Source organism: Bifidobacterium mizhiense (assembly GCF_020884755.1).
GTDB classification, from domain to species: Bacteria; Actinomycetota; Actinomycetes; order Actinomycetales; family Bifidobacteriaceae; genus Bombiscardovia; species Bombiscardovia mizhiensis.
Map to the genome: position 1 here is coordinate 150,598 of NZ_BPWE01000001.1, position 25,931 is coordinate 176,528.

Annotated in this window: 19 protein-coding genes; 12 read left to right on the forward strand and 7 right to left on the reverse strand. The window is 56.6% G+C overall.

Annotation, left to right across the window (positions count from 1 at the left end; genetic code table 11):
• Positions 1–436: 436 nt before the first annotated feature.
• From LPC22_RS00625 to LPC22_RS00635, 3 genes are all read right to left on the reverse strand, one after another.
• The gene (locus tag LPC22_RS00625; RefSeq protein WP_229131647.1) at positions 437–3,130 is read right to left on the reverse strand and encodes an ABC transporter permease; all 2,694 of its coding nucleotides are present in this window, start codon (positions 3,128–3,130) and stop codon (positions 437–439) included.
• Positions 3,131–3,141: 11 nt separating this feature from the next.
• On the reverse strand, positions 3,142–4,032 hold the full coding sequence (locus tag LPC22_RS00630) for an ABC transporter ATP-binding protein (protein WP_229131648.1): 891 nt from the start codon (positions 4,030–4,032) through the stop codon (positions 3,142–3,144).
• Between the two features lie 195 nt (positions 4,033–4,227).
• Positions 4,228–5,547, reverse strand: coding sequence for an O-acetylhomoserine aminocarboxypropyltransferase/cysteine synthase family protein (locus LPC22_RS00635; RefSeq protein WP_229132252.1), 1,320 nt, complete (start codon positions 5,545–5,547; stop codon positions 4,228–4,230).
• A gap of 266 nt (positions 5,548–5,813) precedes the next feature.
• Here LPC22_RS00635 and LPC22_RS00640 point away from each other — a divergent pair, with 266 nt between their 5' ends.
• From LPC22_RS00640 to LPC22_RS00665, 6 genes are all read left to right on the forward strand, one after another.
• Entirely contained in the window at positions 5,814–6,704 is an 891-nt protein-coding gene (locus LPC22_RS00640; protein WP_229131649.1) for a pyridoxamine kinase, read from the forward strand.
• A 259-nt stretch (positions 6,705–6,963) separates the two neighbouring features.
• On the forward strand, positions 6,964–7,587 hold the full coding sequence (locus LPC22_RS00645) for a TetR/AcrR family transcriptional regulator (protein ID WP_229131650.1): 624 nt from the start codon (positions 6,964–6,966) through the stop codon (positions 7,585–7,587).
• Between the two features lie 82 nt (positions 7,588–7,669).
• Positions 7,670–8,665: a DUF5692 family protein gene (locus tag LPC22_RS00650; RefSeq protein WP_024626496.1), complete on the forward strand. Its 996-nt coding sequence runs from the start codon at positions 7,670–7,672 to the stop codon at positions 8,663–8,665.
• Positions 8,666–9,270: 605 nt separating this feature from the next.
• Positions 9,271–9,999, forward strand: coding sequence for a YraN family protein (locus LPC22_RS08360; protein WP_284143450.1), 729 nt, complete (start codon positions 9,271–9,273; stop codon positions 9,997–9,999).
• On the forward strand, positions 9,999–11,585 hold the full coding sequence (locus LPC22_RS00660; RefSeq protein ID WP_229131652.1) for a YifB family Mg chelatase-like AAA ATPase: 1,587 nt from the start codon (positions 9,999–10,001) through the stop codon (positions 11,583–11,585). Before LPC22_RS08360 ends, LPC22_RS00660 begins: the two co-directional genes overlap by 1 nt.
• A gap of 1 nt (position 11,586) precedes the next feature.
• Positions 11,587–13,218 (forward strand): DNA-processing protein DprA, encoded by a 1,632-nt coding sequence (locus tag LPC22_RS00665; RefSeq protein WP_229131653.1) that lies wholly within the window; start codon positions 11,587–11,589, stop codon positions 13,216–13,218.
• On the opposite strand, the gene LPC22_RS00670 is transcribed toward LPC22_RS00665, so the two are convergent.
• Positions 13,134–13,478 (reverse strand): MGMT family protein, encoded by a 345-nt coding sequence (locus tag LPC22_RS00670; protein ID WP_229131654.1) that lies wholly within the window; start codon positions 13,476–13,478, stop codon positions 13,134–13,136. The genes LPC22_RS00665 and LPC22_RS00670 overlap by 85 nt on opposite strands.
• Positions 13,479–13,556: 78 nt before the next feature.
• Here LPC22_RS00670 and LPC22_RS00675 point away from each other — a divergent pair, with 78 nt between their 5' ends.
• The 3 genes from LPC22_RS00675 (at position 13,557) to LPC22_RS00685 (ending at position 17,491) form a co-directional block, all read left to right on the forward strand.
• Positions 13,557–15,458, forward strand: coding sequence for an FAD-dependent oxidoreductase (locus tag LPC22_RS00675; protein ID WP_229131655.1), 1,902 nt, complete (start codon positions 13,557–13,559; stop codon positions 15,456–15,458).
• Between the two features lie 208 nt (positions 15,459–15,666).
• A complete protein-coding gene (locus tag LPC22_RS00680; RefSeq protein ID WP_229132254.1) occupies positions 15,667–16,740 on the forward strand; it encodes a succinate dehydrogenase/fumarate reductase iron-sulfur subunit in 1,074 nt (357 codons plus the stop codon).
• Between the two features lie 73 nt (positions 16,741–16,813).
• Complete coding sequence (locus tag LPC22_RS00685) at positions 16,814–17,491, forward strand: O-methyltransferase (protein WP_229131656.1); 678 nt, start codon at positions 16,814–16,816, stop codon at positions 17,489–17,491.
• 18 nt (positions 17,492–17,509) lie between these two features.
• On the opposite strand, the gene LPC22_RS00690 is transcribed toward LPC22_RS00685, so the two are convergent.
• Both LPC22_RS00690 and LPC22_RS00695 read right to left on the reverse strand, forming a co-directional pair.
• Positions 17,510–18,277, reverse strand: coding sequence for an LOG family protein (locus tag LPC22_RS00690; protein ID WP_229131657.1), 768 nt, complete (start codon positions 18,275–18,277; stop codon positions 17,510–17,512).
• 235 nt (positions 18,278–18,512) lie between these two features.
• The gene (locus LPC22_RS00695) at positions 18,513–19,865 is read right to left on the reverse strand and encodes a 3'-5' exonuclease (RefSeq protein WP_229131658.1); all 1,353 of its coding nucleotides are present in this window, start codon (positions 19,863–19,865) and stop codon (positions 18,513–18,515) included.
• Between the two features lie 903 nt (positions 19,866–20,768).
• On the opposite strand from LPC22_RS00695, the gene LPC22_RS00700 reads away from it, so the two are divergent.
• A complete protein-coding gene (locus LPC22_RS00700) occupies positions 20,769–21,239 on the forward strand; it encodes a hypothetical protein (RefSeq protein WP_121914269.1) in 471 nt (156 codons plus the stop codon).
• Positions 21,240–21,332: 93 nt separating this feature from the next.
• On the opposite strand, the gene LPC22_RS00705 is transcribed toward LPC22_RS00700, so the two are convergent.
• Positions 21,333–21,998: a helix-turn-helix transcriptional regulator gene (locus tag LPC22_RS00705; RefSeq protein ID WP_229131659.1), complete on the reverse strand. Its 666-nt coding sequence runs from the start codon at positions 21,996–21,998 to the stop codon at positions 21,333–21,335.
• 1,426 nt (positions 21,999–23,424) lie between these two features.
• Between LPC22_RS00705 and LPC22_RS00710 the strand changes: the two genes are divergently transcribed.
• Together LPC22_RS00710 and LPC22_RS00715 are read left to right on the forward strand one after the other, a co-directional pair.
• Positions 23,425–24,369 carry a nucleoside hydrolase gene (locus LPC22_RS00710; RefSeq protein ID WP_046323066.1) on the forward strand — a complete coding sequence of 315 codons (945 nt, stop codon included), beginning with the start codon at positions 23,425–23,427 and terminating at the stop codon, positions 24,367–24,369.
• Positions 24,370–24,430: 61 nt separating this feature from the next.
• Positions 24,431–25,873 carry an MFS transporter gene (locus LPC22_RS00715; protein WP_229131660.1) on the forward strand — a complete coding sequence of 481 codons (1,443 nt, stop codon included), beginning with the start codon at positions 24,431–24,433 and terminating at the stop codon, positions 25,871–25,873.
• The last annotated feature ends 58 nt before the right edge of the window (positions 25,874–25,931 follow it).

A 25,931-nucleotide genomic window follows, 5' to 3' on the forward strand; every position in this document is an offset into this window, starting at 1 on the left:
CCTTATCCGCCAGGAAGCCTTTTTCCCGTTAGCTTCCGACCCTATGCGGCTATCAACTGCCGCGATATGGTCCCTAGGAGGGATGAAAATAATCATTCTTACGGATGAGTGCGCTGAAAAACACTTCCTGTTAGGCTGGCACCATCCAAATCAACGCGGGGCGGCGGGGATGGACATCTGGGAGATGAAGAACATCATGTTCAGCGCAAAAGACGTGAGCCTCAAGACATGCAACCATCTGATCAATGGATTGCAACAGTTACCTCGATCCCCTTGATTGACTCCGGGAATATCAAGGTCCCTTCGCTCAAGCCGGCTCGCTTCCAAGCAGCAGCAGTGAAGCCGGCATCTGGGGAGACAAATCAATCATTTCCGGCGCCGACCAAGGCGCGCTGAGATAAAGGCTGTGCTTATGATGCACGCAGGTTGCTTGCCGTCATTCCTCAGCAAGAGCCACAACCGGTGGAGTCCTGTTGACGCGTCTTGCTGGCAGGACGCTTGCCAGGATCGCCGCTACGAGCGCCACCACCAGAATCACCAGTCCAGTGGACCAGGGAATGGGGAAAGCCACAGTCCCCAGAGAGGAGAAGATCTCATAGGCTGCAGCCCAGCCGAAGAGCAGGCCCAGGACCATGCCAGACAAGGACGACCCCAGGGCTATCAGCCCTGATTCCACAGCCAGGGACCGTCTGATCTGCTTGCGGGTCATCCCGATGGCCCGCAGAGTGGCGGACTCACGCCGACGTTCCAGCACCGAAAGGGAAAGCGTGTTGGCAACGCCGATCAAGGCGATGGCAACTGCCACCGCCAGCAGGGCCAGGATGATCTTGAGCAGGTTGTCGATGGTCCGGTCCCACTGTTGCTTCTCAGCCAGCCCGCCCTTCACGGAAACAGCCGAATACCCAGAAAGCGCACTCTTCACCTTGTCTATGAACGCCGAGACTGTTGGCGAGCCATCGACCTTGGCCCAGATCTGCACGGTCTGAGGCTGAACGCCATTGAGCGAGGATGAGTCGGTCAGGCCATATAAATCGCTGGCATCAATCCCCTGGAAGGGCGCGTAGACACTGGTCACAAAGAGTCTTTGAGCCACCGATGCGGATCCGCCTTGAGCGTCGCCTTGAATCGGGTTGAGTACATTGAGCCCCAGATTTCCGCCGTCATGAAAATCCTTCTGTTTATCCATGAGGCTTTTGGGAAGCAGAAGGGCATCTTGTCCGGAAAGATCCTTGCCGACCTTGGCATTCAGGAGGCGATCGATCTTGTTTGAATCCAGAGCGAAAATAGTCATTCCTGCACCGTTCTGGCCGCCTGATTTGACCATGGCAGCATACTGGGGCACCAGTTCGGCCTGTGCGACCCCGTCGATCCGTCGAATGGCGCTCAGAGCCTTGTCATCCAGACCATCGGCACTAATCTGCAGATCTACCGAGTAGTGCTCATCCAGCATGTCGGCCATGGTCTGCTTAGCGCCGGCGGCGCCTGTGGTCAGGGTGGCGACCAGCGTCACGCCAATCAGGAGGGCGGTACCCGTAGCCGCCACACGGGAATGATTCCGAGCTATGTTAGCCACGGCGATTGTGGACGAGGGTCCAATCCGCGAAACCAGGGAACCGACTCCCTTGAGCATGAAAGGAATCCAACGATTGGCGCTGAAAAGGATACCTAGGAAGGCAAGGACAATGCCGATGACAGCCATGGCAGCGACGATATTCGGCCCGTCTCCGGATGCTTTGCTGGCCTTGTCTGCCGTGACATTAAGCCTGACCTGCCAGAGAGACCAGACCGTCATGGTGATGCCCAGCAGAATCATGACCACACTGACAAACAGACGTATCCTGCTCGTCCGCTTGTTCTGCAGAAGATCGGCAGGCCTCAGCGCCTCCAAAGGACTGACCCTGGTAGCGGCCCATGAAGATCCCAGGGAAGCCAAGACCGTAACGACGATGCCGAAAACGAGAGGCACCAGGATGACTGCCGGAGTCAGCTTCAATTGGAAGTAGAGGGAACTCGTATGAGCCTTGGCTACACCCAGAATGGCCATGATGCCGATGGCGGCGCCGACCCCGATCAGGGAGGCCACAGCCCCCAGGATGACGGAGCGCAACAGGACGCTGGCCCGGACCTGCCCCTTATTGGCGCCAATCGTCCTCAGGAGGGCCAGGTAGCGACGTTGCCGAGCCACCATGACCTGGAAGGTGTTAGCTATGACGGTGGCAGCCACGAACATGGCCAGCGTGCCAAAGACCAGAAGGAAAGTGGTCACGGGGTTTTGGGAGCCGCCGAGTGCGGTCTTGACCAGTCGGTCCTCCATAGTGTGACGGTTTTCAAGGGAATAGCCGGAAGGCATGAGCTTGCGCAGAGAGGCCAGACTCCCATCGAGGTCGCTGCCCTGTCCGGCAACATTCAGGTAGATGTTCTGGGCATACAGGTTACCCATGTTGCCAAGACCTGCTGTAGCCATCAAGGCATCTATGGTCTTGGGGGTCAGCACGATTGCGCCGCCCGATTCGCCAAACCTGCCGCCCTCGTTGCCCTGGTTCGAACTGACACCCGACAAAGTCAGCGGCCTCGATACGAACCTGCCCGCAACCTGGTCAGCGCTGGCTTGCCCTTTCGGCCCAAGGTCCTCGGAAATATAGAGCATGTCAGGCGAGAGGTTCAGATTCACCTTGTCGCCCAGAGAGAGTTTGAGCCTGGACACAGTCGGCCCGGGTAGGACCACCTGGTCATCAGCGCTAGGCCAGGATCCCTTGGACAGACCGACCGGCATCAGCGACGAATCCGCCATAGGAATGGCAATCACGCTCTCGCTCTTGACCTTGCCGGCGCGGACATCCGCCATGAGCTGCGTGTCTGATCTGACTGCGTGAACACCTGGGACTTTTGCCAGCTCCTCGGTTTTGAAGTCCTTTACCCTTTTCTGCTCTGAATGGTTGCCTTCCGCTGGGATGATGGCGTAGTTGGCCTGGGCGGCATCGGATGAGACCATCCGCCGCATGGAAACATCCATGGTGTTGCCGAAGAGGAAGGTCATGGCGATAAACAGTGTTCCGACAACAATGGCGATGCCAGCGGGAATCATCATGCCCAGGTCATGCCGCATCATTTTCCTAGCAACGAACCACATGAGCATTCCCCTCAGCGATGAGCAGCCGAGTCAGCTGTAGCTGCGGAGCCCATGACTTCCTCGGAGAGCAAAGCGTTCATGGAATCCACGGTTGGTCTGTCCTGATCTGCCACGATTCGCCCATCCGCAAACACCAAAGCCCGATCGGCAAAGGAGGCCGCGAAGACATCATGCGTGACCATGATGATGGTCTGCCCCAGCTCGCGAACCGAATCCCGCAGGAAGCTGAGCACCTCGGTCGAGGAGGCTGTGTCCAGGTTTCCGGTGGGTTCGTCCGCAAAGACAATGGAAGGTTTGGTGATGAGGGCCCTGGCGATGGCCACACGTTGCTGCTGGCCACCCGAAAGCTCGCTGGGCCGGTGAGTCAGCCTCTCCTCCAGGCCCAGGGTCTTGGCCAGAACCTCCAGCCAAGCTGTGTCTGGCTTGGCCCCATCCAGGATCAGAGGCATGAGGATATTCTGCTTGGCCGTAAACATGGGCAGGAGGTTGAAACTCTGGAAAATGAAGCCCAGACTCTGGCGCCTCAAGAGGGTCAGCTGATTGTCGTTGAGCTTGGTCAGATCGACCACGCCCCTCCGCCCTCCTTGACGACGGGCCCGCCTGCCCTTCACACCGGCGGCATCGGTCCCGTTCAGGTAGACATGTCCGGAGGTAACGGTGTCCAAGCCCGCCAAGGTGTGCATGAGGGTGGACTTGCCCGACCCGGAGGGACCCATGATGACCGTGAACCTACCCCGTTCGAATTCGACATCTACACCCCGCAGGGCATGGACCAGGTTCTCCCCACTCCCATAGTCCTTGGTCAGTCCCTTGGCCTTGATGGCCACCTGAGCGATCTGCCTCGGTTTCCCCGCACCGGACGACGAATCGGAAGACACCCTCGTCTTTGCTCCATGTTTCATACTCCCATCTTACCCACCAGAACGTTTCCGCCTGACTGGTCAGGTGCTCTCTGCCACTGGAGAGAGGGAATGAGAGGGCATATACAAAGGTGCCCATCGAAACGTAATGAGGTTTCGACAGGCACCTTCTGCTTCTGTGCCTTCTCGGTCATATATCGCGCAGATATGGCACCAAGAAGGAAGTGTGATTGCCGGTTACTTGGCCAGACCGGACTCCTTCAATGCCTGGAAGGCACCCTTGAGGTCATCCAGAATGTCCTCGATGTTCTCCGTGCCGATGGAGAGCCTGATGGTACCGGGATGGATGGCCTGATCCTCCAGCTCCTCCGGCGTCTCCTGGGAGTGGGTGGTCGATGCCGGATGGATGGCCAACGACTTCACATCAGCCACGTTGGCCAGGAGGGAGAAGAGGTGCAGGTTGTTGATGAAGACCCTGGCCGCATCCTTGCCGCCCTTCAGATCGAAGGTAAAGATGGAACCAGCGCCGTTGGGGAAGTAGCGCTTGTAGAGCTCGTGGTCGGGACGCCCCTCGATGGCCGGATGGCTGACCGACTCCACCTCCGGCACGGTCTGCAGGTAATCCACTACCTTCAGGGCGTTCTCGACGTGACGCTCAACCCTCAGCGAGAGCGTCTCGGTCCCCTGCAGGAGGAGGAAGGCTGCAAAGGGCGAGATGACGGCACCGGTGTCGCGCAGGAGGATGGCGCGAATGCGGGTGACGAAGGCCGCAGCGCCCAGATCCTGGTAGAAGCGCAGGCCATGGTAGCTGGGGTCAGGCTCGGTCAGGGTGGGGAACTTGCCGGGCACTGCCGCCCAGTCGAACTGTCCGCCTTCCACGACGACCCCGCCCAGGGTGGTGCCATGGCCGCCGATGAACTTGGTGGCCGATTCCACGACGATGTCAGCCCCGTGCTCCAGCGGACGGAAAAGGTAAGGAGTGGCGAAAGTGTTGTCGACGATCACCGGGAGGTTATGGTCATGAGCGATCTTGGAGATGGCCTCAAAATCGGGCAGGTCGGCGTTGGGGTTGCCGAAGGTCTCGAAGAAGACCAGCTTGGTATTGTCCTGGATGGCCGACTCGAAATTGGACGGGTCCGAAGGATCCACGAAGGTGGTCTCGACACCATCGCGGGGCAGAGTGTGCTTGAGGAGGTTGAAGGTGCCGCCGTAGATGTTCTTGGAGGACACGATATGGTCCCCGGTCTGGGTGATGTTCCGGAAGGCATACTCCACCGCTGCCGCTCCCGAAGCCACGGCCAAACCGGCGGTGCCGTTCTCCAGGGCGGCGATCCTGTCCTCGAAGACCCCCTGGGTGGAGTTGGTCAGGCGGCCATAGATGTTGCCCGGGTCCTTCAGAGCGAACCGGGCCTCGGCGTGATCGAAGTCGTGAAAGACGTAGCTGGTGGTGGCGTAGATGGGCACGGCCCGGGAATCAGTGGCTGGGTCGGCCTGCTCCTGGCCCACGTGGAGCTGAAGCGTCTCGAAATGGTACTTGTGCGGGTTCTGGTCGGTCATGTCGATTCCTATCTGTTGGTGACGTGCGTCCTCGTCCATGTTCTTGAATGTGACCATAAGCGGCACAAGCCCACCTGTTCAAGCCAGAAGGGACTTTTCGGTATCGTCCTTTTTTATAACAGCTTCCAAAAGGTTGAAAACTGGCCTTTTTTATCTCGCCATTGCACACGCGGCGGTTTCCGTTTAACCCCTCCGCTGTAGAGTCGAGTAAGCGACGGAGAAGACTCCGCTGCGAACAGCCTCAGCAGGCATGAAGGAGTTCAAAGATGGCCGGACAGACGGACGATCAGAACAGGCTCTACCAGCGCGACAGCAAGTACATCCCCCGAGTCGCCGCTGTGCATGACATGTGCGGGTATGGCAAGTGCTCGCTGACGGCCGCCATTCCCATCCTTTCGGCGGCCGGATGCGACGTTTGCCCGGTGCCCACCGCCCTGTTCAGCGCGCACACCATGTTCAAGGACTACACCTTCCATGACACCACCGAGATGCTGCCGGGATACTTGGATGCCTGGCAGAAGGAAGGCGTCGAACTGGACGGGATCTACAGCGGGTTCCTGGGCAGTGCCGAGCAGGTCGACATCATTCAGCGCATGTATCGCGAATACCCCAAGGCCCTGCGGCTGGTCGACCCGGTCATGGGCGACGGCGGATCCATGTACCCCACCTACACCGAGGAAATGTGCCGGGCCGTGACCAATCTGGTCGATGGGGCCGACCTGCTCATGCCCAACTTGACCGAGGTCAGTCTGCTGACCGGCATCGACTATGAAGGCCAGGACCTCGACGACGCCCAGGTTGGCGAGCGTCTGGGCCGCCTGCTGGACATGGGCGCGAAAAACGTCATCATCAAGGGCATCGACCGGAAGGACGGCAAGCTGCGCAACTTCGTGGCCTCGGCAGATCATGGTGGAGTCAGCGAGCGCACCGAGCTGGTCCACGACAAGCTGCCATTCATGATCCACGGAACCGGCGATGCCTTTGCCTCCAGCCTCTGCGGGGCACTCTTTGCAGGACGAGGCCTGGCCGATGCCGCCCGGATCGCCGGCGAATTCGTCCGCTCAGCCATGCAGCACACGCGCAATCAGCCTGACTATCAGCAGCGCGGGGTCAGCTTCGAGCTGGACCTGGGGCAGATGACCGGATTGGTCGGGTAAGGCGGTCACCTACACCTCAGGTAATAGCGTCATAGATCAACTGACCACAGGTTTCCATAGGACCCCGGAGCATTCCCTGCTTCGGGGTCTTCTTATATCCCCCCCCCATGAGGTGAAACTCGGTAGCCGCCTACAGATAGGCATCCATGCGAAATTGACACTTTGTCAAAGCCGGTTTTATACTTAAATCGTCAATGTTGACAAAGTGTCAAAGTTCAGTTCCTGGGGTCGGCAGACTCCGGAAGGACAGGAAGTAACCATGCAGGCATCAGCTACAGAAGACGGGTCAGTTGTCGCTCCGCGACCCTCGCGCAAGAGGTCCAGGAAAAGCGACGAAATCGTCCAGGCTGTGATCGATATCTGCAGGAGCAAGGGATTCTCTCACATCACCATCAAGGACATCGCCAAGCAGGTGGGGATGACCAGGTCCCTCTTCTACCACTACTTTCCCGACAAGGAGACCCTGGCCCAGGCCATGGTGGACAAGTCCGTCAACCAGGTCCTGGCACGAATGGAGGAATGGAACAGGAAGCGGACACCTGGCGACGTCAAAGGAGCACTGGAGACCGTCGTACAGGTGGCCCGGTCGGTCATCGCCGACAACAGCCCACTCCGACAGCAGATGATCCACTCGGGCAACGGAGGGCTCTACACGCGATTCGTGGACCAAGTCTCCACGGCCATAGCCGACTACTTCTGCCGGACAGCAGTTCAGGACTTCGCCAGACACCACCAGGATCAATTGCCCATCGACCATGTGCGTGAAATGCTGATCGTTCTGATTTCCGGTTTCATCACCCTCCTTAGAGTGCAGCCGGACACCAGCGACGAAACCTTCATCCGGATGGCCGCCCAGACGCTCCACCTGGAGCCCTACCTGTAAAGCGACGGCGTCCTTCCCGACTTCCGCTGCCAAGAACCAAACCAACGAACGCCTGACACAGAACAGAAGAAAGGACATCGTCATGTTGTTCCAAGTCTACGGAGCCAACGCCCCCTACCAATGGCTGGGCTGGATTCTGGTCTTCGCATGCCTGATCGGTCTCAACGAGATCGCCAGGCGGAGCAAGACTGGAGGCATCATCTGCTTCCTGGCCATTCCTGCTGCCCTGACCGCATACTTCCTGACCATCTACGTATCGGCGGCCTTCGGGGCCGACTGGGCGCTTCATAACCCAACCTACGTCCATATGACCAGCTGGTTCCACTATGCCAAGCTCTATGCCGCCACCGCTGGCTGCATCGGCTTCATGGCCCTCAAGTACGGATGGGGCAAGATCGGCAAATCCCACTGGTTCAAGTGCTTCCCCTTCATCATCGTCGCCATCAACATCCTGATCGCCGTGGTCTCCGACTTCGAATCCGCCTTGCGCGGGTGGGGCGGAACCTGGGTGTCCACCGAGGGCATCACTCTGATGGGCGGCTGGCACAACATCTTCAATGGGGTGGCGGGCCTGATCAACATCTTCTGCATGACCGGAATCTTCGGCATCTACGCCTCCAAGGACCGTCGAGACATGCTCTGGCCCGACATGACCTGGGTCTTCATCATCTCCTATGACCTGTGGAACTTCTGCTACACCTACAACTGCCTGCCCAACCACGCCTGGTACTGCGGCCTGGCCCTCCTCCTGGCGCCCACCTTCGCGAACTTCCTCTGGAACAAGGGAGGCTGGATCCAGAACCGGGCCAACACCCTGGCCATCTGGTGCATGTTCGCTCAGGTCCTGCCCATGTTCCAGGATTACTCGGTCTTCTCAACCCAGTCGGTCAACAAGGCCGGGGTCAACCTGACGGTCTCCATCCTCTCCCTGGCCGCCAACGTGCTCGCACTGGGCTACATCCTGGTCCGTGCACGCCGTCAGCACATCAACCCCTGGACCCAGGAGGTCTTCAAGGGAACCAGGGACTTCGACCAGGCCATCGCCCGTGCCGACATGAATGTGGTCACCGCGGCCTGATTCCTTCAGCCAGGCTACTAGGACCGATATGGATGTGACGCGGTTGCCCGAGGGCTGCGTCGCATCCATCTAGTCCTCGTCAATCAGAAATTCGATTAATACCTAACAAATCAGCCATTTAGGCTATACAGCAATTCAGCAGCAGGAGACCAGAAAGTGCTTCTCAGGAAATCATCGGTTGCACCTCCTGGTCTCCTTTGATCTCTTTGGATCCCCACTCCCCTCATCCGGGTGAGAGACAGCGACGAAGATCATCACAGGCTCTTTTTGTCTTGTCATATTCGCTGATTCCTTTATCTGCCTGTTGCCCTGCGTCCCTCACTTACTCGCTCTTCCAAGGGCTACTTGTTTCTACTTCCTTGATTTCTGCTTTTGGTTTCTGTTTCTTTGGTTTCTGCTTTCTCTCGTTTGTGCTTTCACCTCTATTTCAACATTTTTCTTCTTTCTGCCTCTGCCGCCCCTACTAATACTTGGATGAGTGCAACTGACACAAGGTCAACATCGGAAATCCACTTGTTCATCCACTTTGTCGCTATCGCAGGCTCATTCGACCACATGTCTGGTTCGAATTGTCGCCGACTTCCTCCCAGTGGTCTTCTAGAAACATGGACACACAAGCACTGACCAGACCAACTAATCACCACACAGTCATCAATGACAGGAACGAGAGAACCGGTACCGACGATATAATTGCAGATCCATCGATCACGCAGTCCCTAAACGCTCTGCCCGATTTCAAAGGATCTGCTGATGATCCAGAAATCAATCAATCTTGGACGACCACATCAGATACAGGCAACGATGAATCTATCGACATAGGGCTGGCAGATATTGAACGACAGATCAGAGCTAGCAGCATAAACAGCCGAGAGCTAGGACGATTGGGCGAGGACTACGCCTGCCAGTGGCTGCTGCAACGCAACTGGAAAATCCTGGCCCGAAATTGGAGAAGCCGGTTCGGTGAGCTGGACATCATCGCACTGGATCCGGAGGCGACTCTGGTATTCGTTGAGGTCAAAACCAGACGCACCGGTCGGTTCGGATCCCCAGAACAGGCTGTCGGCCCACGCAAACAGACTCACCTTCGCCGCGCTGCAGTCCAATGGCTGATCAGCCATGACCGAGATCCCAGCGCACGGCATCGCGGCACCCGTTTCGATGTCATCAGCCTGTCAGTCAAGTCCGACCCCAGTAGAAGCATGCATTCCGAGAACCCCTATCCCCTGGCTTCCAGTCAGGCATCCGCCAAGGCCGCCACAGGATCCAATTGTTCGGGCAGAGGCGGATGGAATCCGGGATCAGTCTTCCTCAGGCACACCAGGGAGGCCTTCTGATGCGTCTTGGATCCGCTGAATCCGTGGGATTGATAGGCCTCAAGGCCTTTCTGATCCACGTACAGTCCTTCATCTCCCCAGGTCTGCCCTACTTCTCCATCATCGGTCTGCCGGATGCCTCCTTGTCGGAATCAAGGGAACGGGTTAAATCCGCCTGCTCGGCCTGTGGATTCCGGTGGCCGCAGACCAGGGTCACCGTCAACATGTCCCCAGCTTCAAAACCCAAGCATGGCTCCTCACACGACCTGGCCATTGCGACCAGCGTCCTCGAAGCCGGCGGGGCACTGCCGACGGAAGGCCTGGACCATACGGTCATCCTGGGCGAACTCAACCTGGATGGCACGATTCTGCCCATCAACGGTCTGCTGCCCATCCTGACGCAGGCCAGATCCCAGGAGATCACGCGGGCTTTCGTCCCTGCAGACAATCTGGACGAGGCTCATCTGGTACCCGATATCGAGGTCGTGGGACTACGCCACTTGGGCCAGCTTATCCAGGCCTTGGGCGGGCGAAGCAGGATCACCGCCCCTGAGCTAGACAGCCACCTAGACACCGACAAATCGACCGCCATAGCGAAGACGCATCCCAGAATCGGGCAGCATGAAGACAACTCCCCCGCCAATGCCAACCCATCTCCGCCCAAGCCGGACATGGCTGACGTGATTGGCCAGGAGGAGACCAAGTGGGCCATGATGGTGGCTGCAGCCGGCGGTCACCACATGCTCATGGTCGGCCCTCCAGGAGCCGGCAAAAGCATGCTGGCTGAACGGCTTCCCAGCATCATGCCCGCCCTGGACGCTGTTCAACAGCTGGAGGTCGCCTCTATCCGATCCCTGTGCGGCACGCTGAGCCAGTATGGGATCTCCGATGTGCCGCCTTTCGAGGCTCCTCATCATACGATCTCCATGGCGGCCATGGTCGGAGGCGGCGCCGGACTGGCCACCCCCGGTGCCATCACCCGTGCCCACCGAGGCGTCCTCTTCATGGATGAGGCTCCGGAATTCTCCCCAAGGGTGATCCAATCCCTGCGCGAGCCTTTGGAGATCGGGCGAATCTTCCTGTCCCGGGCCAAGGGCAGCACCACCTTCCCGGCTCGTTTCCAGCTGGTCATGGCTGCCAACCCCTGCCCTTGCGGGTACGGATACGGTACCGGCGAGCGCTGCACCTGCACGCCCCGCGAACGTCTCCGCTACTGGAACAGGCTGTCCGGACCAATCATGGACCGCATCGACATCCAGACCACGGTCCCCCCGGTGACCGACCCCGGATTCGACGACCACCGTCCACGCCAGCACAGCGCTCAGATCCGCCAGCGTGTGACCCGCGCCCGCCACACGGCAAAAGAGCGTTTTCGCAAGCAAGGTTGGACCTGTAACGCTCAGATCAGCGGCGAATGGCTGCGTCAGAACACATCAGCCAAGGCACGTTCGGTCGTCGATCAGGCCCTGCGCAGGCAACGGATCAGCCTGCGCGGGGCCGACCGCACCATGCGCCTGGCGTGGACTCTGGCAGACCTGGACGGGCGGACCAGCCCCGGTGCCGACGATGTGACCACCGGCATCCTGCTCAGAACAAAGGCCGTCTGAGATGGCCCAACCCATGATGAAGACCATGCCCGACGGCCAGCCGCTACCGATGACCATGGTCGAAAGCGACTGGCTTGCCAGAACCGTGCTGACTCTGGCGGCAGATGGTCCCGATGCTTTTATGATTGCTTGTCTGCTGGGCTCGGACCAGGCGGCCGATCTTTGTCGAAATCTGATCGAACTGAGAACGCCGAACCAGGCAGGGACTGACGGCCATCATGATGCTGCTCGCACGAGACTGGATGAACGCTTTCTGAAGGGGACGGCTCGGTGGGGACGACAAACAAACCCCCAGGACCTCACCCGGTTCCACAAGATCAGCAACTCCTGGCGGAGACGCCTGACACCCTTGCTTGCCATGGACACCGATCAGGTGCGGACCATGATGACTGGCGGTGGCCGATTCTGGGTGATGACCCCAAGCGATCCCTGCTGGCCAGGCCAGGTGGATGACCTTGCACGCCGCTCCGACTGGGCCCCTCCCCTCTGCCTGTGGGGGCAAGGCAATCCCGAAACATTGATCTGCTGTGACCGACCCTTGGCCGTGGTCGGGTCAAGGACATGTGACGAGTATGGCCGGTCCACTGCTCACCAGTTAGCCAGGAAGGCCGCTGGCGAAGGCCATCTGGTCGTCTCCGGCGGGGCCATGGGCACGGATGCTGCCGCCCACTGGGGAGCCCTGGCTGCTGGCGGCGGACGCACGGTCGCCGTTTTTGCCGGAGGCTTGCTGCATATGGGTCCCAAACGCAACAGCCGTCTGTTCGAAAACATCGAGGAAGATGGCGGCGCACTGATCAGCGAACTGCCGCCCGGAACCATCCCCGAGGCGCGTCGGTTCCTGCTGCGCAACCGGATCATCGCCGCCCTAGCCTCCGACATCGTTGTGGCACAGGCCCGTCACCGATCCGGCGCGTTGAACACAGCCAACTGGGGAGTCGAGTTGGGTCGTCGAGTACTGGCCGCTCCTGGCAGAATCGATCAACCGGAAAACACCGGCTGCAACCGGCTCATCCATGAGGGCAAGGCGGAGCTACTCCTGTCTGCATCCGACATCCGAGACATTTGCCACCCTGCCCATGGACCGGTTCACCCCGGCAAGTCCGTCCGTCAAGATGTCTCCGCTTCAGTCAGTACCGCCGAATCATGTGATAACCAAATCAACAGGCAGAACGCGCGACGCACACCGATGGTTGGTTCGGATCATCGGGCCCAGACCATAAACGGCGGTCAACCGGACCCAACCGTGCTCAAACAATCCCGGACTGATAGAGACGGACCCTCAACCCAGCCATCAAATTCGGGAACTGACAGTGAATGCAAAAAAGCAGATGACGAGCGTCTAACAAAAGAAGAGGCAACAGTGCTGGCGGCTATCCGCACCTGCCAGCGCCGGAATGGTCCGCCCATGACGGGACAGCTTCGCGCTGAACTGGCGAATCAAGGACGTGAGCTCTCCGTCAGACATCTGATGCAACTGCTGGGGTCCCTAGAGATTCGCGGTCTAATCAGTCTGCAGGGCGGATGCGTCGTAGCTGAGCACCCGAAGAATCAGGCCTGCCAGCGGCAGCGGTCCAAATCCACCACCCAGCCGTCTGCACCAGCCAACTCGTCACTACGCGGAGGGACAAAATGAACGCCCTCATCCTCCAGCAGCTGACGCTGACGTTCCGGACCACCAAAGGCGAATCCCGGCGCCAGAGAACCATCGCGGAAGACCACACGATGGCAGGGAATCACCCCGGGTTCGGGGTTGTCGTGAAGTGCATAACCCACGAATCTGGCGTTACGTGGGTGACCAGTCAGGGAGGCGACCTGACCGTAGGTGGCCACCTTGCCGCGAGGGATCCGCCTGACGACCTGATAAACCTGCTGGGAGAAGGAAAGTTCGGTCATAAGACCCATTCTGCCCGCGTTAGCAGACATGGACCCGAAGGGCCACCACTATCAACGGGTTGTGACAGTATCAATGGTATGAATCCGCAGAAGGTCAGAAGCCGCTATGATGCCGTCATCGTCGGAGCCGGAGCGGCCGGGTTGTCAACCGCTCTGGGACTGTACAGGGCTCTGGAGAGCGACAGGAGCGAAAGCAGCTTGTCACCAAAGGTCCTGGTCGTCTCCAAGTTGCAGCCTCTGCGATCCCACACCGGCTCAGCAGAGGGCGGTATCGCGGCCAGCCTGGGCAACCAGGAAAAGGACGACTGGCGCTGGCACTACTACGACACCATCAAGGGCAGCGACTGGTTGGCTGACCAGGATGCCGTGCGGATTCTGGCTGAGCAGGCCCCGGGCATCATCATCGAACTGGAGCATGACGGGGTGGCCTTCTCAAGGACTGAAGACGGGCACATCGCCCAGCGAAAGTTTGGCGGCCATACCGCCGATTATGGCGGCCACCCAGTCAGGAGAGCAGCCTATGCAGCCGACCGTATCGGCCACCAGATCCTGCACGCCCTTTGGCAGCAGTGTCTGCGTCTGGGAGTCGAGTTCGCTGAGGAATGGTATGTGACCGATCTGGTCGTGGATCCGCCTGCTGATGAGGAAACCGGCGGCCAGGCCCGTGGACTGATCGTCCTGGACACCCACGCCGGCAAGCTGCAAGCCATCCAAGCCGACAATATCGTCCTGTGCACGGGCGGGGCCGGCCGACTCTTCCATACAACCTCCAACTCCTGGGATCTGACCGGTGATGGCATGGCACTCGCCTTGCAGGCCGGTCTGCAACTGGAGGATGTGGAGTTCATCCAATTCCATCCCACCGGCCTGGGCCACACCGGCATCCTGCTGTCGGAGGCCTCCCGCGCAGAAGGCGGCGTGCTCAGGAACAGTCAGGGCCGGGCCTTCATGCAGGACTACGCGCCGGGACACGGCGACCTGGCCGCCAGGGATGTGGTCAGCCGTTCCATCATGGCCGAGATCGATGCAGGTCGTGGGGTGGCCGATCCATCGAACCCGGACGGGCCTCATGATTGTGTCTGGCTGGACATGACCGGTATTGATAGCCAGCGCATGACTGCCCTACTCCCCCAGGTCACCGAGACCATCCATCGCTACGCCCACCTGGATCCCACTGTGGACATGGTTCCGGTCAAACCCACCGCCCACTACACCATGGGAGGCATCCCTATTACCGATCGTGGCCGCGTCTATCGCTGGCAGAATGGCCACCGTCGAATCGTCGACGGACTGTTCGCCGCCGGGGAATGCTCCTGTGTCAGCGTTCACGGAGCCAACCGACTGGGCGGCAACTCCCTGCTGGACGCCTGCCTCTTTGGCACCAGGACCGGGCAGACCATCGCCGCCGCCATGACCAAAGCCGACGAGCCAAACGATATGATCGACACGTCTCCGCTCACACAAGCTCTGGAAAAGCGTCAGGCCTTCCTGGACGAGTTGCTGGCTGGCGCAAGCAAGGGCGAACCCTCGGAACCAGCATTGGCTGACGACCAAGGCGAAGCCTCCGACCCCGGTGACGAGGCCAGCCTGAACAACCCTTATGCGCTGATGGGCCGACTGGGAGGGCTGATGGAGGAGGCCGTTGCCGTCCGATGCGATCAGGGCAGCATTGAAAAGGGTTTGCGCGGTCTGGATCAACTGGAAACTGATGCAAAACAGCTGAGTGCGCACAGTGAGACAGCAGTACTCAACCAGGAGGTCACCGCCATCATGGAAGTGGACAACCTGCTGACACTGGCCCGGGCCGTGCTGAATGCCAGTCTGCAGCGTCAGGAATCCCGCGGCGCCCTGTATCGCAGCGATTATCCGCAGCGTGATGACGAACACTATCTGGCTCACACCATGATCGATGCCAAGGAAGACGTCTCCTGGCAGCCTGTTCATATCGTCGACATGCCTCCCAAGGGCCGCAACTACTGATGGACCCCGATTATGGACTCTGAATCCAATCTGGTCAGACGAGCACCTAATCGAGACCTATTCAGGTCAGTCAGGGATTAGGATGGAGTCCGCGCATATCAATGGGCATCGGGCCATATCCCGAGCAAGGACAGGAGCAACCGTGACATCACAGTCCACCGGCTCAGACGGATCCAAGGCACCAGCACCGGACCGCGATCCCCGTCCGGTGACCTTCCGAATAGCCCGGTTCACCCCACGACCCCAATCAGAGCGTCCGGGACGAACCAACCCATTCGCCAAGAGCAACCCCTTTGCCACAGCTGGCAACCGACGGGCCCGAGGCCGCCGCTGGACGCAGGAGTACACGATCCGCATTGCCCCACAGCGCACTGTTCTGGACGCCCTTCTGCAGATCAAGCGAGAGGTGGACCCCACACTGAACTTCCGGTACTCCTGCGGACATGGCATGTGCGGATCGGATGCCGTGCTCATCAACGGCCGCCCGGATCTGCTCTGCACAGCCACCATCGCCGACTGCCTTTCCGCATCCAAAACCATGCCAAACGCATACGCCACACCCGGGGTAGCTACTGGAAATCCGCAGGTTCAACAGTCTCAAGCCTTCCGTCGCACCGGCACGGCGACCACCGCAACGGCCCTATCCACGTCGGCATCGCACTCAGATTCAGTCCCAGACTCTACGGCCACAGACTTCTCGGCTACAAATCCTACGGAAACCGCAACCGTTACAGCAGCTACAAGCCATACTGACACACCACACTCTACTGAAACATCAAGCTATGCAGAATCTTCAGTAGTAGAGATCCGCCCGCTTCCCGGCTTCACTCCACTTAGAGACCTGATAGTGGACACCGATGCCATGTTTGAGCAGATTCAACGATTCAAGCCTTATCTGCTCCATAATGATTCCTCTGCTGATAGCAGCCGAGCAGCCCAGGCAAAGGCAGCCAAGGCAGAACCATCGTCGGAATACCGGCAAACCCCGGAAGAGCTGGCCCGGTATGAGCTGCTCAGCACCTGCATCGCCTGCGGACTCTGCCAGGGGGCCTGTCCCATTTATGTGGGCGGTGAGGCCTTCGCCGGACCGGCAGCCATGATCGCAGCGGCTCGATTCATCAACGATTCCCGCGACAGCCATCGGCAGGAACGTCTTGAAGCCATTGACCAGGTGGACGGAATCCAGGCTTGCCAGTCGATACGAGCATGCACCCGACCCTGCCCCCGGGGTATCGACGTAGGCGAAGAGATGTGGAGGCTGGTTGAAGCCGTCAAAGAGTAGCCAGACTCATGCCCACACGGGGCAGCAAGAGCCGGCGACAGGCTTGTGCCCTCTAGTCGTTACCATGGTTAGCATGGACAAAACCTCGTACAACAACATCGCCAGAGGATGGGAATTCGCCGAGGCAAGCGCTCTGAACGTCGAATCCGACAAGTTGCAGACCTTGCGAGACAAGGCTACAGAGGCCGGATTCGCCCAATGCTCCCGGTCTCAAGGCGCCTTCCTGCAGTTCCTGGCCGGGCGGAACGCTCCGGCATCCATCATCCTGGTAGGTAACGGCTCTGTGGTCGAAGCCCTGCGCCTGATGACGGGCCTGCACGGTCATGGCCAGTTCACCGCCGTTGACTCCACAGCCCAAGGCACCTCGCTGGTCAAAAAAATATTCGCAGGCATGGAGAAAGTCCATCCAGGCATGAGACTGCGGGCGGTCAACGCGGCTGCCCGAACCTACTTCCCCAGGCTCAACCCCAGCGACTACGACCTTATCGTCGTCTCAGGCAATGGGGACAACTACCAACAGGTTATGGACCAGGCCCCGCGCCTGCTCAAGGACCGGGGACAGCTGATCTTCACGGATGCCTTTGACCTGCTGGACGATCCAGACAAGGGCGGCGTGCTCAACCCGGCCAATAGATCCGCCAAAACGACCACCTTACGCACCATCATGGAGGTCATAAGCAAAGACAACGCCTGGGAATCCTGTCTTCTGCCCATCGGCACGGGCATGATCATGGCCACCCGCGCCCACTGACTGCCGCGCACCTATTATTCAGGCACGGTGACGCAGGATGGCCTGCACAGCCTCGTCAGGATCATCAGTGCGGATGACCAGATCGGGGTCCAGCTCAGAAATCATGCCCCGCTGCTTCACCGTGTCCGAAATCCAGTCAAAGAGCCCCTGCCAGTAAGCCCGGTCGAAGAGGACGATGGGCATGCTGGGTGCCTTATGGGTTTGGACCAGGGTCAGCACCTCGAACATCTCATCCAGGGTGCCGAACCCACCGGGGCAAACGATGATGCCCGAGGAGTATTTCATGAACATCATCTTGCGTACGAAGAAGTAGCGGAAGGTGATGCCCAGATTCACCCAGCGGTTCAGCCCCTGCTCCATGGGCAATTCGATGCCCAGGCCGACGGACTTGCCACCGACCTCAGCGGCACCCTTGTTGGCCGCCTCCATGATGCCAGGCCCTCCCCCGGTAATGACTGCCATACCAGCCTTGGCCAAGTCACCGCCCATCTTGCGCGCAGCGGCATAGTTAGGATCCTCACTACCGGTCCGAGCCGAACCAAAGATGGCGGCTGCCGGCCCAAGCTCCGCCAATGCACCGAACCCGTCGACGAACTCGGCCTGGATGCGCAGCACCCGCCAAGGATCCATATGCAGCCAGTCCGTGTCACCGCCCGACGAGAGCAAACCAGCATTGGCGTCCGCCTCAGGAATCATGGGCCCGCGCATAATGACCGGACCGCTGTGGTAGGTCCTGCCCAGGTCCGGGCCTTCGTCGTCATTGTGATTGTCAACCATATCCGCCATGTACGCATTCCTTCATCGGGCCCCGATCCGAAGGACCCGCTCGATCCTGTTCCGGCTCTCATGATAGCGGCCCCCGCCGCCCGGCTGACGGCAAGGTAGCCATCGGCACTCGACTATTCAGAATGCTATCTGCCTAGGCAGAGCTCACCCGGAATACGAACTATTGAGCCAAGTTTCTTGCTTCCGTTCTTTACGGTTCTGTTCGATAACTATCAAGGCAGATCTGAATATTTGGCTACATCTCAAACTTCATCTGCGCCGAACCAGTCATATCAACTTCCTTCAGTGAAGCTGTTTGCGCGAATTGGCTCAATTCCATCTCGGCATGGGCATAGGGAAATGAGACCCGCAACTGGCAGGTTCCCCTTTTAGTTCTCGCGCCGAAATGCGCGTACGATACGCCGCCTTCGGACGGAACCTGGCGGTAATGGCGTGATGTCTGCAATACGGTGAGGCATCCCGCATATTCTCCGTCAAGCCAGACTTGGATTGTCGGCCAACCCTTGTACTTACCTGTTTTGATGAATCCATGCAGCAATCTCACCCAGACCTCGTCACTGGTGGAGAATCGGTTAAACAGATCCTGATGCTTTGCCGCACCCGACACACCAACGGTCTGCCACTTATCTATACCCTCTACGATGCACTGACCATCGGGACGCTGATTGCATGGGCGATGCACACCCCTTCCCTTGAAACGCCGGGACTGCCTAGGCTGCTTCAATAGCGTAGAAGCACTGGATGAAGAATCTGACGAATTGAGGACAGTAGTGAACCCACCGCCTAGCCCGCTCATATACCGGCGCATCCATTCAAAGCACTCTTGAGTCTGTGCGGCGTCAGACAATGCACGATGCTCCTCGTTCTCTGCGATGCCGAATCTGCGAATAAGATCCTGCAGCCGATGATGCTTCTCCTGTGGAAACAAAGCTCGACTCATTTGCAAGGTATCCATGCACACTGGGCCGGGCATGGTATACCCCACTCGTGCACTCTCAGCTTCGAAAAACCTCATATCGAAACGCAAATTATGACCTACAACAGGGTCGTCTCCTACCCAGGACCAGAACAAAGGCAACACATCACCGATCTTCGGCTGACCGTCCAGCATGGCATCAGTAATGCCGGTCAATTCGACAATCCTGCTGTCCAAACTCCTGCCGGGATCGACCAAGGTATCAAAACTGTCGACAATGCTCCGGCCACGAACCTTCACTGCCCCGATCTCGATGATCTGATCCATCTGTGCACGCAGACCCGTCGTCTCGGTATCAAGCACCACATAATCCACAGGCAAGCCGTCATCGTTGTCGGCAGGTTTCGTATTATCGTTCAAATGAACCAGCTCGTCAGCAGGCCGTTTTGCGTGTTTTCCTCTCGGACCATGCCTTTTCTTAGCGGTTGGGCTTATATGCTCATTTCCGAGGTCTTGAGTCTGCTGTTTATGCGCCATCGCATACAGCACTGCCAACAGAACGATAACCGCAATAATGATTCCTGAGATCACCGGATGCATGATGATCACACCAAGCAACGCAAGAATGACAATACCCAGCAACGTGCCCTTGTCATTCTTCCTCTTCCTCACGCTTGATAAGCTACACCGCAGCCTGGAAACCCATCAACATTATTCGGATTCCCTCTATCAGTGCGTGTAAACATCAGCGGACACCATTACAGGGAACGAAGAGCATGACTCATGCAAGGTCCAGTGTGGATATATCGCTTTCTGCATAAGTTCGCTTACACACGACATGCCATAATCAAGTAACTCGGCAAGACGATACTGAACATCGACCGGCAGTAACTGATACGTCGCTTATATGTCTTTGCTATGACCGCTGAAAACAAACTTACCTTTGAAACAAATTCTTGAACATTCCCGTTGCTTCCCTGTCCGCTATAACTTCTGCAGCAGAAGATGTGGAGGGAAATATATAATGCGGCGTGACTCTGTATCAAACCTTAAACATACTGAATACAGTACTTTTCGTATATTCTGACCCAGTAAGCAGCAAGCGCCCTGAAACGCTAGGGCTTTAAGGTAAATAGGCTTAACCTTAATGTCACAGCAGACATATCAATCCTGCCACGCAAACACCTCTTTGATAAAAAAGACTCAATCTATCGTCTGATGACTTTCCCATTCAAGCATCTGATCAACAATATCGTCTGCTCTTCAAATAATTGACAGATTGACAGCACATTGGCTCTGCAAAAGTATTAGCACGAATCACGCTTAAACTTTCGAGCAAGGGGACCCTATTATGCAACTTATCAATCCAATCAAATACCTGTCCACAGGAGCTATCTACAAAAGCAACGCTAGCGAATTTTTCCAAACTTGGAGCCGTTTTCCACAGCATTCGATTAACATCGCGAACCCGTCATCTCTGTGACCAACAGGGGGCTGATATGAATGCCAACTTCAATCTCGCTTAAGCCTGCATGATATTCTATTGCCGTTCACTGAAGACGAGAGGAAGCGCAAATGCGTAAGGGCATCGCGACTACAGTTGCCGCAATAGTTATGTTGATGGGCTTGTCATCCTGCGGAGGAAATTCTTCAACAAGCTCGGATGCAGGAAAGCAAACGACCAGTTCACAAGAGAAACCCAGGAAAACGAACAAAGCCCCACAACCGGCCGATCTAACAGGGACATGGAAGCAGACAAACGGTTCCGATAAAGACCACTACCAGCAGGCAACGGTGACCGCTGATAGCATAGAAATCAATTGGGTGAGCCCCGACACCACTAGCCTATATTGGTCCGGCAGCTTCACCCCGCCGACCACCGCTGGCGGCTACTCTTGGACCAGCCAGGGAAACAAGGACAAAATGCCGCAGAGCTTGCTCGCCTCACAGGACGATACCAAAGATTTCAAGTATGAAAACGGTGAAATCATCTACAAGGCCAGCGCGATGGGCACCACAACCACAGTTCACCTCAAGAAGCAGTAAAAAATATCTGTATAGCCCCCCCCCTCAACTTCTACCCAAGAAATGTCATACAAAAGCGTATTTCTGCGGTGCGATCTGCTTTTCCTATACAAGTCAGGTCATGCCAAAGATGTGAATCAGAATCCAGACGATACCTGCACCCAGAGAGAATCCAACGGCTGAAGTCACACAGAAATTGATGACCGGCCCCGCAATCGGATGGGACTTGAACGCCTGGCTGTAGTATTGATTTCCGGGCATGAGCCACTTTCGTTCAAAGCGGGTTCGTTTACTACGGTCCACTTCCTCGCCCGACAGAAAGGCCTTGATCTCCCGAAAGGTCTGCACATCATTGCGGGCTTTAATCTGCTCGATGTACGCGGCAGCTATGATACCCAAAATGCCCGTTATCAGAACCATGGCGAGCATGGCATACAGAATCACATCTGACTTGTTCAACTTCATATAGAGAGCAAACCCGACGATAAGGGTCAAAAACATGAAGACTGTGAGAATTCCACAGACCAAGCCGAGTCGGCGAAGGTTTTTGGTTTCCGAATCAATGCTCTTATCCATGATGTCGAGGTCTCCTTTGATCAGCTGGTCTATGGTCACATCGAAGAGGTTGGACAGGAGGAGCAGGTTCTGCACGTCCGGGTAGGTACGATCGTTCTCCCAGTTGGATATGGTCTGGCGGGACACAAATATCTTCCCCGCAAGATCGTCCTGGGACATGCCCCACTCCGAGCGATACCGTCGAATCTGATTGCCCAGTTCCATACCCCTGCCACTCGCTTTCCTTGACCATCGTTCGCTAACCGATGTTGGTTGATGACTATGTGGTTGCATCATCGTGACCTGCGCAAGTCCGACCCTCTCAAGCTATCAACCCAACCCCTCGCCCACCAAAAATTCCCCTGCCAAAAGTCTTTGACACCCTCATTTTTCAAGGATTATCGGCATGGCTCAGCATAAATGTAGGTTGGGGAAACACTCCGGACAAACTATCAGCGACACACCAAACATGCTCACAACTCATTGCCCATTACCAAGCCTTGAGTATCGTCATGCAATTACGCGATACAAGGATAAGAACGTGTAGCCAGTGGGAGAAGACCCGGTCATACTCCCCAGGATTCGCAAGTTACATCGAGAGATCAAGACTGCAAAGATGGTCCACGCACAGAAATCGACTATATTCTCCGCACCAAGACTCAATGGAGCCGGTTCATGGATAACCATCGGCGCAGATTCCAAACGTCTTCTCCTGAAAATGGTGGCCATCCGCCAAAGCAAACCTAAGAAGGGCAGCTAGGGTAAGTGGCTTGCATACTGCGTAATGACATCGACATCAGACAATACAATACGTGAGCTCAGAACCACTATGAGTCGACCAGGGAGCGGATGAGAATCGACGGCTGCTTCGGAGTGGACAACCAGATACTCAACACCGTGGCACTCGGAAACCCCGACCGGGAACGGCACTGTTTTATTTGACTGGCACAGGCTCCTTGGGTCCCAAGATCATCGCAGCAGCGTATTTCATTTTTTTGCCAGATATTCGAATGCCTCAGATTACGCCGAAGCGTCCTCCTCTGGAAGTCAGATTCAGGAGGAAATCGCAGGGCACAGGTACAATTCGGGTCGGCTTCACAAGCAACGCTCCAGAAAACTGGCTGTGGCATCCAGGACAGCAACACCGTCCAGTTCATGTTTCCGCCCCAAATAACAAGACATGCTTTCTAGTATCCAGCCCTTAGCGTTCCTATACTCTTATTCTCTTGCTCTCAATGTCTTTGATCAGCAGGTCATCGAGTCGTGAGAACAGGTAGGTCCTCACAAGTATTTTTCTGTCCAGAACAGCTTTTCGCCATGGACCCATCTATGTAAATCCCTACCCGTTACACACTCCTTCAGGCAAGCACTGGTTCACGATCTGTCTTTTGGACGAAACACCATTCTTGATCTATAGCATTCTTTTGCTGAGTGCTCTCCGTATTTTATTTAATAAATGTATCGCGCAATATATGTTCGAACAGACGTTGCTTTGACAAGTCAGATTTAACGTTTTATCATGAATTTGTTGCGTTGATATAACGGTTTATCAATACAATGTAGTGTTTTGACGCAAGTTCAAGTCAGGGAGAAAGCCTGAGCTTGTTGAGAAATCGCTATTAAAGCCAGTCAGAGTAGAAGGAGCTTCACAATGGCGAAAAAGATGATTCTCGATTTGGACACAGGCGTGGATGACACCTTGGCCCTGAGCTACACCCTTGGGAGCCCTGACATTGATTTGTTGGGAATCTCAGGCACTTACGGAAATGTGGTGCTCAAGCAGGGCTTGCGGAATTCGCTGGCCGTTTTGAGTCTGCTAGGTCATCCCGAAATCCCGGTCTATCCTGGCATTGACCACCCAAGCGACAAAGACGAGTTTCTGACTCCATCTGCGGATATTCACGGCAAGAATGGCATCGGCGAAGTAGTAATTCCCGACTCCAATAAGGAACCTGAAACAACCAGCGCTGTGGATTTCATTATTGATTCCGTAAAGACCTATGGCAAGGATCTGGTCTACGTTCCCACCGGCCCATTGACCAATTTGGATGCCGCCATTAAGCGTGCACCTGAAATCGTTGACCAAATTGGTCAAGTGGTGTTGATGGGTGGAGCCTTGACAGTATGCGGCAATGTCAATCCTTGGGAGGAAGCAAATATCTCCCAGGATCCGGAAGCGGCAAACAGAGTATTCCGGTCTGGTATCCCCGCAAAAATGATCGGGCTGGATGTCACCCTCCAGACGCTGCTGACCAAGAAGGAAACTCAGCAATGGCGCGACATGGATACTCCTGGCTCCAGATTCCTGGCTGACATGACTGATTTCTACATCGGCGCCTACGCGAAATTCCACCCTCACCTTCATGGATGCGGTCTGCATGATCCTCTCGCTGCCGCAGTGGCCATTGATCCCACCTTCGTAAAAACACTGCCTATGAACATGCAAGTAGACGTGGATGGGCCTACCCGAGGCCGTACCATCGGTGACAACACGCGCTTGAATGATCCACGAAAGACCATGGAGGTCGCGGTACAGGTCGATGTTCCCCGGTTCCTGAAAGAATTTATGTCCCGCACAAGTGCCGCCTGCCGCTGAAAACAATCGTCAAACTTTGCCGGGCAATAGCCGCCCGGCATTGGTTGGTTAGGAAACTACTTTGTCATCACAAAATACTCAAACTGAAGCTCTTGATAAATTCGATCCCAGACAAGATCCAGAAGTTACGAACAGGGCTGCCGTCAAAGCCTTGATTCCCCTCCTCATTACCTTCGTGCTGGGCACATTGTGCATGCAGGCATTTAATCTGGTCTTCGAACAAGTTGGCCAAGACGTGGGTGATCCCGCACATGCCTCGCTAATCACGGCAATACCAGGTATCATTCTCGGCATTGTCTGTTTCATTTACGGATCTCTCGGAGATTTCGTTTCGCTGAAAAAGATGGTCATGGTGGGCATGGCCTTCCTTTTGACGGGTTCGATTCTCGGATTCCTAGCCACATTTTTCATCACCGGCAATCTGTGGGTGGTCATAATCGCACGCTCAGTTCAAACGGCAGGCGAACAGGTCGCTGGCTCCGTCTATCTGGTGGTGGCTACGAAGTATCTGAAACCGTCGTTAAAGGTCATATTCTTCGGCGTCTTCACTGCAGCCTTCCAGCTTTCCAACGTCATTGGCATTCTGGCAGGTGGGTGGCTGGCCACCTTGCATTGGCAATTCCTCTTCCTCATTCCCGTGGTGACCATCTTCTTTATCCCGATCCTGATGCACAACCTCCCCAGCGATAGCGGTAATGGGAAAAAGATTGATGTACCAGGCTTCATACTCTTCGGTGGCGGTGCTGCATTCCTCACGCTCTTCTTCTCATTCAATGCGTGGTGGATGCTGATCGTCTCCATTCTGCTGTTTGCAGCCCTTGCGGTGTACATCCACAAGGTGGAGGAGCCCTTCATCACGCCCGGCTTCTTCCGTAATGTCCCCTGGCTGCTGGGATGCCTGTTGGTCTTCGTCATTGATTTCACGCCGAACTGGTTCTCGCCCATGCTCAACGCCATTGGCCGCGATGTTTATTCCATCAATTCCGCCAAGGTGTCCCTGCTCATCGTATGGGGACCTGTCGTTGCAGTCATCGTGGGATGCTGCTCCGGCTTCATTGTCGACAAGATCGGTCGTGGGGCATCAATTATCTGCGCTGCGACTTCAATGGCCATCGGCATGTTGATGGTTGCTTTCCTAGCCCAGAAGAACACGATTTTCATGGCAATTGCCCCCATCTTCTTCAACGGCGGCCAGGCCTTCCTTTATTCTCCTTTGGTTGATACGGTTCTGGGAACTCTGCATAAAGACGAATCCGGACGTGGTGTTGGCCTGAATGATCTGATTATGAACACCACCGGTTCTATCGGAATCTCTGTATTCGGTAGTCTGATGGCCAATCCGGCATTGTCGAAAGGCAGCTTGATCGGGAAAACCGGAACGGGTGCCACATACTCCAACCTAGCTCTCATTTCGGTTGGTACCCTGATTGTAGGCGTCGTTCTAGTACTCATCCTTCGTCACAAGCTATATGGCTCTCGTACCGACCTCCAGAATGAGCGGTGATGATCAGTAGCTTATAGCCCCATCGTGGCGACAATCATATTTGTAAAGAAACAGAATG

Excerpts from the sequence above, each read along its gene's own strand:
- LPC22_RS00660 (WP_229131652.1), top strand. The coding sequence starts at position 9,999 with ATGCGTCTTGGATCCGCTGAATCCGTGGGATTGATAGGCCTCAAGGCC.
- LPC22_RS00640 (WP_229131649.1), top strand. The coding sequence starts at position 5,814 with ATGGCCGGACAGACGGACGATCAGAACAGGCTCTACCAGCGCGACAGC.
- LPC22_RS00685 (WP_229131656.1), top strand. The coding sequence starts at position 16,814 with ATGGACAAAACCTCGTACAACAACATCGCCAGAGGATGGGAATTCGCC.
- LPC22_RS00690 (WP_229131657.1), bottom strand. The coding sequence starts at position 18,277 with ATGGCGGATATGGTTGACAATCACAATGACGACGAAGGCCCGGACCTG.
- LPC22_RS00670 (WP_229131654.1), bottom strand. The coding sequence starts at position 13,478 with ATGACCGAACTTTCCTTCTCCCAGCAGGTTTATCAGGTCGTCAGGCGG.
- LPC22_RS00700 (WP_121914269.1), top strand. The coding sequence starts at position 20,769 with ATGCGTAAGGGCATCGCGACTACAGTTGCCGCAATAGTTATGTTGATG.
- LPC22_RS00710 (WP_046323066.1), top strand. The coding sequence starts at position 23,425 with ATGGCGAAAAAGATGATTCTCGATTTGGACACAGGCGTGGATGACACC.
- LPC22_RS00630 (WP_229131648.1), bottom strand. The coding sequence starts at position 4,032 with ATGAAACATGGAGCAAAGACGAGGGTGTCTTCCGATTCGTCGTCCGGT.
- LPC22_RS00705 (WP_229131659.1), bottom strand. The coding sequence starts at position 21,998 with ATGGAACTGGGCAATCAGATTCGACGGTATCGCTCGGAGTGGGGCATG.
- LPC22_RS08360 (WP_284143450.1), top strand. The coding sequence starts at position 9,271 with ATGGACACACAAGCACTGACCAGACCAACTAATCACCACACAGTCATC.
- LPC22_RS00675 (WP_229131655.1), top strand. The coding sequence starts at position 13,557 with ATGAATCCGCAGAAGGTCAGAAGCCGCTATGATGCCGTCATCGTCGGA.
- LPC22_RS00665 (WP_229131653.1), top strand. The coding sequence starts at position 11,587 with ATGGCCCAACCCATGATGAAGACCATGCCCGACGGCCAGCCGCTACCG.
- LPC22_RS00635 (WP_229132252.1), bottom strand. The coding sequence starts at position 5,547 with ATGACCGACCAGAACCCGCACAAGTACCATTTCGAGACGCTTCAGCTC.
- LPC22_RS00645 (WP_229131650.1), top strand. The coding sequence starts at position 6,964 with ATGCAGGCATCAGCTACAGAAGACGGGTCAGTTGTCGCTCCGCGACCC.
- LPC22_RS00650 (WP_024626496.1), top strand. The coding sequence starts at position 7,670 with ATGTTGTTCCAAGTCTACGGAGCCAACGCCCCCTACCAATGGCTGGGC.
- LPC22_RS00625 (WP_229131647.1), bottom strand. The coding sequence starts at position 3,130 with ATGTGGTTCGTTGCTAGGAAAATGATGCGGCATGACCTGGGCATGATG.